General features: G+C 47.9%; 8 protein-coding genes. 5 read left to right on the top strand and 3 right to left on the bottom strand.

Annotated features, from left to right (window positions below):
* Positions 1-240 precede the first annotated feature (240 nt).
* The 5 genes from kch (at position 241) to BMI79_RS10150 (ending at position 8,524) form a co-directional block, all read left to right on the top strand.
* Positions 241-1,425 (top strand): voltage-gated potassium channel protein, encoded by a 1,185-nt coding sequence (gene kch / locus BMI79_RS10170; RefSeq protein ID WP_076942013.1) that lies wholly within the window; start codon positions 241-243, stop codon positions 1,423-1,425.
* A gap of 1,812 nt (positions 1,426-3,237) precedes the next feature.
* Positions 3,238-3,768, top strand: coding sequence for a fimbrial protein (locus BMI79_RS10165; RefSeq protein WP_083704410.1), 531 nt, complete (start codon positions 3,238-3,240; stop codon positions 3,766-3,768).
* 187 nt (positions 3,769-3,955) lie between these two features.
* Positions 3,956-6,508 (top strand): fimbria/pilus outer membrane usher protein, encoded by a 2,553-nt coding sequence (locus BMI79_RS10160; protein ID WP_076942075.1) that lies wholly within the window; start codon positions 3,956-3,958, stop codon positions 6,506-6,508.
* A gap of 266 nt (positions 6,509-6,774) precedes the next feature.
* Positions 6,775-7,452 carry a fimbrial biogenesis chaperone gene (locus BMI79_RS10155; protein ID WP_241680014.1) on the top strand — a complete coding sequence of 226 codons (678 nt, stop codon included), beginning with the start codon at positions 6,775-6,777 and terminating at the stop codon, positions 7,450-7,452.
* A 19-nt stretch (positions 7,453-7,471) separates the two neighbouring features.
* Entirely contained in the window at positions 7,472-8,524 is a 1,053-nt protein-coding gene (locus BMI79_RS10150; RefSeq protein ID WP_083704409.1) for a fimbrial protein, read from the top strand.
* A gap of 245 nt (positions 8,525-8,769) precedes the next feature.
* Here BMI79_RS10150 and BMI79_RS23535 read toward each other — a convergent pair whose 3' ends face one another.
* The 3 genes from BMI79_RS23535 to BMI79_RS10140 all read right to left on the bottom strand — a co-directional run bounded on the left by BMI79_RS23535 (position 8,770) and on the right by BMI79_RS10140 (position 12,726).
* A complete protein-coding gene (locus BMI79_RS23535) occupies positions 8,770-9,090 on the bottom strand; it encodes a FaeA/PapI family transcriptional regulator (RefSeq protein WP_125828775.1) in 321 nt (106 codons plus the stop codon).
* A 133-nt stretch (positions 9,091-9,223) separates the two neighbouring features.
* Positions 9,224-10,225: a fimbrial protein gene (locus BMI79_RS10145; RefSeq protein ID WP_076942010.1), complete on the bottom strand. Its 1,002-nt coding sequence runs from the start codon at positions 10,223-10,225 to the stop codon at positions 9,224-9,226.
* A complete protein-coding gene (locus BMI79_RS10140) occupies positions 10,216-12,726 on the bottom strand; it encodes a fimbria/pilus outer membrane usher protein (RefSeq protein ID WP_076942009.1) in 2,511 nt (836 codons plus the stop codon). Before BMI79_RS10140 ends, BMI79_RS10145 begins: the two co-directional genes overlap by 10 nt.
* Between the last annotated feature and the right edge of the window lie 6 nt (positions 12,727-12,732).

Here is a 12,732-nt window from a genome sequence, read left to right as displayed (position 1 = left end):
GCTTACCGGTATAATAAACTCATGCGTTTAAGGCGGGTTGAATCTACAATGAAGCAGAGGAGTGCTTGTTATCCGGGGTGTTTTTTTGATTAGTTTATACATCATACTTCAAGCTGCTTGGTGTTGACTCTGCTACTTTGCCCAATTCAGAGCAGTATCTCTCGCGGTCAACATGAAAGTTGTTCAAAAAAACATCGCGTTTTTTATTTTTGGGTATAGTGGGGGAAGTCGGTGAGTTCAATGAACGTCCTGAAAAAGATAGAACGCTTCATACCTGTCACGCTAGTCTTGGCGTTAATGGTTGCACATAACGGGTACTTGATACTTAGCCCGATTTTTTGGCGGCTGTTGCAGCATTCTCATGACCTGCTGAATAGCACCAACTCTTGGCATGAAACCATGGGATTTCTCGATACCATGGATATTCCCCGCCTTATGATTGGCATAGTACTGATCTTTATGGCGATCATCCTGCTTCTGAAGGCACGTCTTGCTTGGTTTTTCTCGTTGATCCTGTTTGGTTGTATCGTCATCGTCGAAATCTTTATCTTCAAACAAGTCACGGCGTTGGTGTGGTATTCGCTGCTTACTATCGTCGGCTTGATGATCTTCTGGCGCCGTTTCGATCACCACAGCTTAGGGAGCACCAGCTTTTTTGCTATTGCCAGTATGGCTTCGTTGATTGTCTATAGCATGCTGGGAACATTGTACCTTGGGGAACAGTACACCCCTAAGATAACCGATCTGCCCACGGCGTTTTATTTTGCCATTGTCTGCATGTCTACCGTCGGCTTTGGCGATATTACTCCACATACCACGTTAGCGCGCATGTTTACGCTAACGGTGATTATCTTTGGTATTACGATCTTTGCTGCATCTGTAGCATCTATCGCTGGCTCGCTAATCAGTCAAAATCTTCAGCATATTATGAAAGGGCGATTTTCACACATGATACGTAGAAATCACTATATTATTATCGGTATCTCTTCGCTGGCGCAAAACGTTTATAAAGGACTGACGGAAAGCGGGGGCAAGGTCACCCTGGTTTGCGAACCGGGAAATAAGCAATTTTTTCCCGAGCACGCCGATGTGGTTGAGGGCGATCCCTCTTCCGTTACAACGTTAACCTTGGCTGGCGCTGAAAAGGCAAAATATATTGTTGCCTTGACCGAAAGCGACGCGGTCAACGCATTTATCATCCTGGCTGCCAAAGAGGTGGGTGGGGCAGACACAAAAACCATCACTTTGGTGAATGAAAGCCAGAATATGAGCAAGATAAAACGGGTAAAACCCGATGCAGTGCTTTCACTCCAGCTACTCGGCAGTGAATTGTTGGTGCGCTCTTTAAATGGTGAGACAATTAATCGCGATCTTAATCTGGATACCTTCTTCAGCAACGATCAGGATGGGAGCAAAAGCGAGTAATCTTTGTGACTCGGGCCACACAGGGAGATGGTGGCCCATTCATGGTACAAAAATTTTACATCAAGCTGCTCGACGGCATTCCACCCCCCCTTAGTCAAATCCAAAGTTCAACTGCCTTTCGTTAGTTTTTTTGAATACGCTGCGGCTATTGCGGCCTATATTGCGACCAATTCTATCTTTCCTCTTTGGCTATCGAAGAGAAATCCTTTCGACTTCTTTGTGAAATTGATTATTCTTAGGTAAAATTACAATTTATTTTTAGGTAATCACAAGAACAGCGCCCTATTCATTATATTTGTTAATGAGATTTTTTAGTAGGATTTTTAATATACGATCATTACTCGATCGAATGAAAGGGCTTAAAAAATTACCAATGGCACTATGAGTAAGCCAATCATCACTTTACGTTATTGTAACATAAGGAATGATAGGTTCTTAGAAATAACAGCGTGAGGCGCTCCGAGATTAACTTACTATGATAGCCTAAATTCTTTTTGTGGATAAATTCATTGTAAAAATCCTATTTTCGGTAAATAAAATAAAAATACAGTCATTAATCAGCACAAAACACTAAAAAAACAGATCACATGACAGGCTTACAGAAAATAAAAAAACATTTTATTATTAAGTTGGTTTTTTATGGTGAAATTCAACCCCCAATTAAAATAACTTTTCAACAACAATTTTCTTTGCAACAATCACCACCATTCCAATAATGAGTGATGTAATGGACTACTAATTATTAAAACTATGCTTTAACCTCCCTATTGTTTTAATAAACATGGATAAATCAACCACTATCATATAGATAGTGGCGGTTTTTTTGGGCCAACAAAAGCTCACACTGTTTAATTAACTACCTTTAAATGACAACGTGGACATGGAGTCGACAGTTTGTGTATTGGCAACAGTATTTGATATCAGAAGTATGACGAGCCTATACTCAGGCAAGGTCTGGATACAATATACCTATCATATTTCAAGTTGTTGGGGGCTTGCAGTATTCGCTCACCTGGCCATGTAGTAGGGCTATGTTAATGGGGACTCACTCGCTTGCCGCCTACAAACAACTCGAATTATTTTGGTATATATGCCAATTAGAGTGGCAAATCTACTGGAGCAGATGCCGTTTCCATTGCCTACCGTTGCCCGGTCGGTACTGTATAACGCTATCAGCGCTGAACCCTTTTTCTTACTGACGATGATTCCTACAGCGGTGGGAACAGAGCCACAGTAGAATAAGGTGATGCTGATTTCTTATTCTGTCTCTGAATGCAAGAATATTCTCATGTTGAACGGGGGGGATGAAGAGTCGTTCTCGTAATGACAATAAGGGATAGTTTGTTTGCTGACGCTATTTATTGAAAGCAGCATCTGAATGGCTTTGAAAAGGTAATAACAAATCGAGATTCTTGCCTACTTTGCTTCCTACAGCTGTAGGCGCAGGGTGACAGTAGAATAAGGTATTGCTGATTTCTTCTTCTGTCTCTGAATGCAAGAATATTCTTATGTTGAACGGGAGGGGTGAAAAGTCGTTCTCGTAATGACAACAAGAAATAGTTTACTTGCTGATTATACTTATCGAAGGCAGCATCTGAAAGGCTTTAAAAAGGTAATAACAAATCGGCATTTAACTGATTTAAGTGGCTCTTATTGCTCTGAAATAGGTTTTAGATAACTAGGGTTATAAATCTACGGACAATTTAGAACTATTCGCAATCTATCGGAAATTAAATAGTTTTTTAACAAAAACATGCAGTAAATAAAGTGCTGCATTCATTTATATCAAGTCAAGAAATAGGAAATATCAACATGAAAGCATTATCTATTAAAACTACTCTGGCCACCGTGATCCTGGCAGCTCTCTCCACCAGTGCCTTTGCCTACGATGCCCAGATCAACATCACTGGTGAACTGACTGAAAGCACCTGCCTGATCAACGGCGGGAGCAGCCCAGCGGTTCAGAACGTGACTCTGCCTACCCTGTCCAAGTCATCACTGACCAATCCAGGTGCCTGGTCTGGCCGCGTTCCAGTCAACTTTGAGCTGTCAAACTGCTCTGTCGGCCTCTCTGGCGCAACCGCCACATTCGAACAGGGCCCGAACATCAGTGCTGACGGCAACATGAAAAACCTGGCAACAACCAACGCAGCAAGCAATGTAGAAGTGCAGTTGCTGGACAAAAATGCCACGCCTATCAACCTGGCAGTTGACACCGTTAGTACTCCAATCACTAACTCAGCGGGTGATCTGCAGTTCTACGTGCAGTACTTCTCTAAAGACGGTAACGCTTCTGCGGGCCAGGTTACTTCACAAGTTGAGTTCTCTATGAGCTACAACTAATCCCCCTTGAGGGGGGCCGGTCTCCGGTACCCCCTCTCATTTTTTGAGTGCAGCAGAACCCTGATGCCTTCAAAAAATGGAATCTGTCACTTTCTGTTACCACGTTGTCTATGTTTCAATCGGAGAATCACTTATGTTTGCAGGCTTCAAAAATGTACTCACTCCTCGTCAGACGCGTCGCACTTTTATGACGAGCCTGTTGGCGATGGCGGTGAGTAGCGCTGCATATGCCGCAGATTCGGCTTCTCCGCAGGTTGCACAGTTCGACGCTGGTTTTATCCGCGGCCTTAGCGGCCAGGTTGCCGATCTCTCACGTTTCAGCAACGGCAACTCTCTGCCCCCCGGCAACTATCGTTTCGATGTATACATTAACGAACTGTGGGTGGGGCGTCAGGAGATCGCCGTGACTCATACCGTTCCCGCGGCGAACGCCTCGTATTGCTTCACCCCAGAGCAGGTGCTGCAATGGGGTCTTGATGCTGGCAAACTTCCAGAAGCCGCACAGGCGCAAAAAGCATTGAAAAATGAGGCGTGCTTTGACGTTGAAAAGTTCATCCCCGGTTTTCAGCTGAGCGCTAATACTGGTGAACTGGTTCTGAACATTACCCTGCCTCAGGCGTTTATCGGTTCACGCCGTGGCGTGGTTGCCCCCGAACTCTGGAATCATGGCGTTACCGCTGGCTTTGTCGGTTATAACCTTAACGCCTTTCATACCAATACTCGGGATAACAACAATATAACTCAGTATTTTGGCGGTTTTAACAGCGGTGTTAACCTGGGAGCATGGCGCCTGCGTCACAACAGCAGCTATACCGGCAGCAGCAGCGGTGACAGCAACTATCACTCTATCAGTACCTATGCACAACGCTCGATCGCACCGCTCAGAGCAAACCTCTCCGTGGGCCAGTATTTTACCCCCGGCAATCAGTTTGACAGCGTGCCGTTCACCGGGGTGCAGTTGACCAGCGATGCAGGCATGAGCCCAGATACTGAAAACGGTTTTGCACCCGTGATCCGCGGCATAGCTAACTCCAATGCCAAGGTCACCGTGCGCCAAGGTAATAACGTGATATATGAAACCAGCGTGCCTCCCGGCCCGTTTGCTATCGACGATCTCCATAGCACCGGTTTCTCGGGCGATCTGCTGGTGACCATAACCGAAGCCGACGGCCAAACACGCAGCTTTACGGAAAGCTATGCCTCTGTTCCGCAGTTGCTGCGGCCCGGCGTTTCTCGCTTCAATGTTTCTGTGGGGCGCTATCGCGACAGCACTCTTGATAATGCCCCCAACTTCCTGTTGGGTACCTGGCAACAAGGGCTGAACAATCTGGCGAGTGTCTATACAGGCGCAATTATTGCCGAGCAGTATCAGGCTTTTCAGGGCGGGTTGGCATTTAATACCCCGTTGGGGGCATTGGCAATGGACGTGACTCAATCACGCGCTATTGACCTGAAAGCTAATGCCAGCGGGATAGATGAATACATGATTGGGCATAGCTATCGCGCTACCTATAGCAAATTATTGCCGGAGACAAACACCAACTTCACCTTGGCGGCTTACCGTTTCTCCAGTGACGGTTACCTGAGCTTTGGCGACTTCGCCCAGGCACACAGTACCAAAACTCCGACGTTCAGCGACGATGGGAGTGCGTTTGGTATCAGCGGTGAGCGTATTGAATCTGCTCGTCCACGCAACCGCTATCAGTTGAACGTTAACCAGCCATTAGGTGAGGGCTATGGCAACCTGTTCTTCAACGGATCGGCACAAAACTACTGGCACAATGGCGGAGGTACGAGCACGACATTCCAGGCAGGCTACGGTAATAATTACCGTTGGGGCAGCTTTAACGTCGGCGTTAGCCGCACGTTGGGTTCGAAAGGACAGTCGGATACGCAATATCTGGCCAGCGTCAGTATTCCGCTTGGCAGCAAGTCACGGGCACCGATGCTAACCACATCGCTGAACCGCAGTGACAAAAACAGTACGACGGCGCAGACCACGTTGAGCGGCACCGCTGGTGAACATAACCAATTTAGTTACAACGCCTATGGCAGCACCTCACGGAATGATAGCCACAGCGCTAATACCGTTGGGGGCAACGTAGAATTCCGTTCACCTTATACGGTGATGAGCGCCGGTGCCAGCAGCGGTAATAACAACCGGCAGTTGAACCTGGGGTTGAACGGCAGCGTGGTGGCGCACCCTGGTGGGGTCAACCTGACACAGTACCAGGGGGAAACCATGGCTGTTGTTGAGGCTAAGGGAGCAGAAGGAGCGACCATCAGTAACAACGTTGGCGCAGCCATTCAAAAGAATGGCTATGGGGTGGTCTCTGGGCTGATGCCTTACCGCCAGAATGAAATTGCCCTCGATCCTAAGGGCACATCGCAAGACGTTGAGATCCTCGGCAGTTCACAACAAGTGGCCCCCAGCTATGGTGCCATCACCATGCTGAAATATGAAACGGATACCGGTGCAGCAGTGATGCTTCAAGCCAGCCGCACAGATGGTAAGCCAATCCCTGTGGGTGCCGAGGTGCTGGATGACAAAGGGCAGTACGTGGCTATGGTTGGCCAGGGTGACCTGATATTTGCTCGTGGCTTGGCCCCGCAGGGGCGGTTAGTGGTGAAATGGGGCCAAGGGGCTGGTCAAAGCTGTTCAGTGCAGTATCGCCTGCCAGCTGATTCTGCGGGCTCGCAAAATTACCCGAAAATCGCCGCACAGTGTGTGCTGCAGTAAGTTTGTTCACCCAGGCACTCGAACGGTTAAAACCTATCTGGACTCGTTTGTTGACCAATAACGGCTATTATTTGAATAGATGCCGGGGCAAATACATGAAGACCTTGTGTATTGCCCTGGCCCATCAAAAGTGAAATAGCCCGACGGCATAGGCCATAAACAGGTAGCAGTGTACTTAACATCACCTTTTTTGGACGATATCAATCATGAACAAAACGCGGATTATTGCTCTTATCTCCCTTGTGTTGTGCAGCTGGGTATCTCAAGTGCAAGCCAATATTGTTATTTCTGGCACCCGATTGGTCTATCCTGCCAAAGAGCGGGAGATTACGGTCAAAACCACCAATATGGGTAAAGATCCTTCGCTGGCTCAGGTGTGGGTCGATCGCGGAGATCCTAACACCAGAGCAGACAATGCCAATGCGCCTTTCCTGGTGACGCCACCGCTGGTGCGTATCGAACCAGGCAAAGGGCAGGCATTCCGCGTGGTGTTTACCGGTGAGTCGCTGCCTAAAGATCGCGAGTCCCTGTTCTGGTTTAATCTGCTTGACGTGCCACCGTTACCTAAGGATGCCGATGCCAACGTGATGCAGGTGGCTTACCGCTCGCGCATCAAGCTGTTTTACCGCCCAGAGGGGCTGGCTGAGAACCCGGTGAAAGCGGCCGAGTCGCTCACCTGGTCACGAGGTGCGTCAAGCAAGGATGGCACTGTCTTGCAGGTGCGTAATAACAGCCCATTTTATGTTTCGCTGGCATCGGTAAGCCTGAAAAGTGGCAATACCAGCATCAAAACCAGCGGAGGATACACCCTTGCCCCGTTCAGCACGCAGGATATTACGTTAAAAGGGCCGGGTACTCTGCCTGCGGGGCAAGCCGACCTCACCTACAGTTGGGTTAACGACTACGGTGCCGCCGTCGAGCAAAAGACCCCATTAAAGTTATAAATAAAGTGTAAGACGTTAAATGGACACTCAAACGATGATAAATAATAAACCAATCACCAAACTCGCAGCGTTATTACTATGTTCATTGACGTTAGCTGCAGTTGTGGTGTCTGAGGCAAAAGCGGCCTGCGCACCAGTACCGGACATTGCTATTACTCTCCCTCCCCTGACCTTTGACGGCCCGGCTGATGGCCCTTCAATCGGTCAGCCGATAGGAAGTAACTGGGGGGCGGAAATAAGCACCCCAAACTATTTCTCAGGCTGCCGTGTGCTAAGGATCATTACGACGCCGTCACTTTCAAATATTGTTCCAGGTATTACCTATACTGAGAATGGCGTTACTTATCCGATATTTAGCACTAGCGTCCCCGGCATTGGTATCATTATTGGCTTGAAGCCAACAAACACCTCGATCTACAAGCCGCTACGGCAGCCGATAACTGAGGTCTTCAATGGCGACTCTTTTGGGCTAGGGATCGATGCTCGGGCTAAGCTAATTGTTGTCGGGCAGCTAAGGGCGGGGGTTTACAATATTGCTTATGGTTCTTTAGCGAGAATAAACGGCTCAGACGGGACGGGGATTGGGGGCAGTTTGCTGACGCTAAACCCTACAACACTGACCATTAGGGCCAGAACTTGCCAGTTGAGCAGCGCTTCGGTGCAAGATGTCATATTGCCACCGGTCAGTAAGAACCAGTTCTCGGGGGTAGGAACATCGCCAAGCGTTGGGCAGAATTTTACCGTAACGACCAACTGTGAAGCTGGAGTCAATCTGTATGCCACCGTGACGGATGCCAACAACCCGGCCAATACAGGGAATGTCCTCACCTTGGGAGAGAACACCACCGCGTCTGGTGTGGGGATCCAAATACTCAGAAATAATTCACCTATCTCCTTTGGCCCAGATTCTTCTGCCGCAGGAAATCTGAACCAATGGTATATCGGCACTGCCAACAACACGGGTAACGATGCTTTTACCATCCCTTTAAGGGCAAGATATGTTCAGACAGACACAAACATGGTTGCAGGCGTCGTGAAAGCGAGAACCACTATCACATTCTCCTACCAATGACAGGACAAGGATGTCAATAACAATAGGCATTGCTGCCCCAAGACATTATCATCAGGCCCAGCAGGGTTGAAGACAATTTTTGGGGCAGTCTGAGTGCGAAAGGTTGTTGAATGAAATACGACATTTATCAGTAAATAACCAAGCGGTGTCCCTCAATTGCCCCTAATGCCATCACAGGGGCAGATCTGGACCCGTTATTAATCCCGATGAGCCTGCTAACTCAGTGTCTTTGGCGTATTCCATAATCAATGTGAGGCTTCTGGCACATTAATCTTACGGCGGTAAGGGTGTTCTTCCACAGAGATTATGAATTCAGCACTACACCAGCGCAAACTGTTTTTAACCGAGCACGGTGCCACATAAGCCTTTTTTCTTTCTACTAACTTTATTAAATAGTAACGCGCAATATAGATTGAGATATCACAACATTTGGCAACATCACGAGTACTAGGCCAGCGTGTTTGTGGAGGTAATACCCCTTGCTCACATTCGCGAAGGCATAATGCACGTAGGGCAACCCGTACAGTATTAAGCTGATGATTTTGCTCTTGGTTAAAGTAGGTCATATTATCTCTTTTTTATAATAACCATTATTAAAATATTTTAGCCTACACTCTAAACAATTCGATTTTCGGTATGTCGAGCATCTTAAATTTTCTGTTAACTCTATTCAGCATAGAGATAACGGCGTTTGAAGTTTCATTCATAATCAATATTAAAAATAAGATGTGATCGAACTTCTCCAGTGCTTATGCTATCCAGATACTGGTAAAAACGGGCAAAGTATTTCAAGGTAATGTAGTGTATTTCGTTGTCATTTAATGTTCCTATCAATTGCGGTTTCCCCATTTCCAAAGGGCTCTGATCTTCGTTTAATACCTGAACCCCTACTCCCTGAGCCGACTGACTACCCGTATTCTCGTTAATCAGCACACCATCCGCAACAGCGGTTCCGGTGGCAAGCGTGCCATCGAAAGTCATCTTGATATCTGCAAACCCTGACAAGCTGACCCCGCCGCTGCACTTTAACTTGAGCTCAAAATTACGTCCTCCAGCAAAGCTCCCCTTTCCACTGAGCTGGTTCCGATGGATAGTACCAATATCAACGCTTTGGTTATTGCCACCGCTCACAAGACACGAGGGTGAGACAATCGTCAAGGCATCAGCACTGAGAGATGTGGTTAACTGTGGGTTGTCACTCCCAATGTAGCCATAGCTGGTATAAGGGCCGCTTGCAACGCGGCCACTGCCGGTGATGGGTTCCGTTTTTATTACTTCGAGTATAAACGTAGTCGCTTCAAGAAAGACTGGGTAACTGTATCGCTGATTTGTGACCATCCGAACGCCTGGATAAGTCAGTACGTATCCGGTTTCCGTCCTACGCTTAAAACGCAAGCCTATGCCCGGAACATTGGTAGAATAAACATGGTCGCTAAGTTCCTGCATATCATGGCCAATCACTTTTGAAGCAAAAAGATTCGGCCCCGTACAATTATACATTGTCGCACTTCTGCTCAGACTCCATTCACGATAGGCCAGAACACTGCCAACCGGAGCATTGGGTTGCACTATTACCCGGCCAATATGCATATCCAGATCAATCGTTGGTACGCTCTCATCGCGTACACAGTCTGCATAAGCCAAAGTACAAACGAATGCCGACAGTATCGTGGCCAGAGAAAACAGCTTATCTACCGACATATTGCCTCCTGACTCTCGGTGTTTTTCAGGCTAACGCTGCACTGGCCGCGAGCCCATTTAACCCATGCCTGCCCCGCCTGTTCATCATTGATCACTAACATGCTGCCTTGGCCGACAATGCCGATGGGGTTTCCCTGTTCGTTAACCACATTGGCACCGAATGGCAGGCTTTTTCCATCAGGCAGAACGGCATGTAACGTTCGGTTTTTCTCTACTCGGGTTGTGAAATTGACCCGCACTACGCTGTTTTCATAAGGCACGACGTTAGCCAAGGTCTTATCGAAGACGATGTCATCGTCGGTTCCTTTCGGATCAATCTCCACTGCATTAACCCGATAAGGGCGCAAATAAGGCAAGATGGCGTAACCTCGGCTATCAATACGCGTACCCGGTACGTTGGGTAGCGTGGCACCTTGTGCGCCTTTAGCCTCGATCAGCGCCACGGTATTTCCCGCTTCCGGCGACAAGGTGATCCCGCCCTGATGTACAAGTAAAGAGCCGCTGGCGCTGACGCCAGCCTGTCGGTAATCGTTGCCTTGCCCATAGTTAGCGGACAGCGTGGTGTTAGGATTTCGGTAAGTGCCGTTCAGGGCAAAGCTATGGTTGCCAGAACGACTGGCGGACTGATTAACGCCATAGCTGAAGTTATTCTCATCGCCAAAGGCACCGTTCATCCCGATCTGGGCATTATTAAAGCGGGAGTTGGAAAACATGCTGCCCGACGTCAGGCTGGCGCTGTTGCGTTCACCAAATGATAATGGATAGCTAAAGTTGAGTGACACACGCGTTTCCTGGCCACGGTTGCCAAGGTAAGAGGTATAGTTGCGCTGCAGCGCAATCGAATAAGAGAGACGCTTCCACCCATTGTTGTAGCTCAGTTGGTACTGTTTATCCGTCGCACTTCTGTTCCAGTAGTTTGAGATGCGGCCATTGAAATAGAGCCCGCCCCAACCGTCGGGCAAATCCTGGCTCAGGGTATAGCTAAACCCATACTTCTCACGCGCAAAGGTGCTGGGATCTCTTCCCCACTTAGGGTTATCAATAATCTGCAGGGCATCGTTAAGCGAAAAGTAATTCTCTGTGGCATAGCGATAAGCCGCCAGCACTACGCTGGTTTTGGTGCTGGGAAACATCCGATTAAAAGTGATTCGATAACTTTGCCCTGAATAGGATGATTTATCCGAGAGAATGTCACTGCTTTTCAACGTGGTGTATGACTGGATAGCATCCAGCGATAAAGCCCCAAAGGAAGTATTAAAAGCGCTGCCCAACAAGTATGCCTGGTAGCCATTAAATGCGGTCAACCCGGTATATCCAGTCAGCAGGTTATTAACGCCATATTGGTAGTGTAATTGCAGCAGCGTTGTTCTGTTGCGTAAAATCTCGTCGTCCACCTTTCCAACAACCACGCTATAGCGGCTCATGCCAGGGCGTAGCAATTGAGGTACCGAAGAGAAAGGTACGCTGAATTGACGAAGCGAGCCGTCCGCCTCTTTGATGCTCACTTCAAGATCGTGGCCGTAGCCTGAGGGGTAAACATCGTCGATGATGAAAGGGCCTGGAGATACCTGAGTTTGGTAAATCACCGAATCATTCTGCCGTACGGTCACTAACGCGTTACTCATGGCAACACCGCGGATCTCCGGCGCGAAAGAGCGCATACCGTCTGGCAACATATTATCGTCGGTGTTCAGGCGCAGACCGCGCAGGCTGACGCTGTCAAAGAACTCGCCGCTGGTAAAGAATTGGCCACCGGTCGCTGTAGATGTTATCTGCGGTAGGGCGCGTTGCAGGTAAGTCTGGTTATTATGCCAATAGGTTCCCTGGCCTTGCTGAGCACTCAAATTCCCCACATACCTGAGCAGCCAGCCATTGTAGCTAAACTTGGAATTGATGCCTATATAACCACTGCCGCTATTACTATTGTCGCGCGAGCTATTACGGTTGTAGTAGTTGGCCATATAGGAGAGATTCAAGGCAGGTATTCCCTGTTCCCACTGTTCGGGCGCAACATAGCCAACGAACATTCGATCCTCGTAGATCTGAGGCACTGAAATATCTACCCGTAGTTCCGAAATATTAAACGTGTCGCTGATCGTTGCATCTTGCCGCCATTGTGACAGGTAGCCACAAAAATCTGCCTGTTGTGCCAAAGATGCATTAAGTTTGCTTGCAGAAATACCGAATTTCTCAAGCATCGCGGAGGTATAACAGACGCCCAGTTTGCTGTTATCCGAGCGTTGCTCAACCTTAATTTCATAGCGGCCTTTCCAATTACCGTTTGTATAGACATCAATAGAATAATTCCCTTCGTTGACGGCATTGGTACTAAATTTTGAGAGGTCTATTTTATCTTTGTTGCCGACAATAAAATCATCGTTGAATTGATAAGTTTTCTCTGGCGCAGCCACGGCAGAGCAGAAGGGATAGATCAGCCCCGACATCATCACTACCGCGTACAGCGGGCACATGCCCTCAGGCGAAAATGTCAGTTTTTCCATGGCATC

The sequence above is a fragment of the Serratia oryzae genome (assembly GCF_001976145.1).
Classification (GTDB): Bacteria; Pseudomonadota; Gammaproteobacteria; order Enterobacterales; family Enterobacteriaceae; genus Chania; species Chania oryzae.
Note: the sequence above shows the minus strand (reverse complement) of the source record. Positions and strands in the feature narration are given on the sequence as shown.

Bases quoted from the DNA above. Each gene is read 5' to 3' on its own strand.
- kch (WP_076942013.1), top strand. From the start codon at position 241: ATGAACGTCCTGAAAAAGATAGAACGCTTCATACCTGTCACGCTAGTC.
- BMI79_RS10165 (WP_083704410.1), top strand. From the start codon at position 3,238: ATGAAAGCATTATCTATTAAAACTACTCTGGCCACCGTGATCCTGGCA.
- BMI79_RS10160 (WP_076942075.1), top strand. From the start codon at position 3,956: ATGACGAGCCTGTTGGCGATGGCGGTGAGTAGCGCTGCATATGCCGCA.
- BMI79_RS10150 (WP_083704409.1), top strand. From the start codon at position 7,472: ATGGACACTCAAACGATGATAAATAATAAACCAATCACCAAACTCGCA.
- BMI79_RS23535 (WP_125828775.1), bottom strand. From the start codon at position 9,090: ATGACCTACTTTAACCAAGAGCAAAATCATCAGCTTAATACTGTACGG.
- BMI79_RS10145 (WP_076942010.1), bottom strand. From the start codon at position 10,225: ATGTCGGTAGATAAGCTGTTTTCTCTGGCCACGATACTGTCGGCATTC.
- BMI79_RS10140 (WP_076942009.1), bottom strand. From the start codon at position 12,726: ATGGAAAAACTGACATTTTCGCCTGAGGGCATGTGCCCGCTGTACGCG.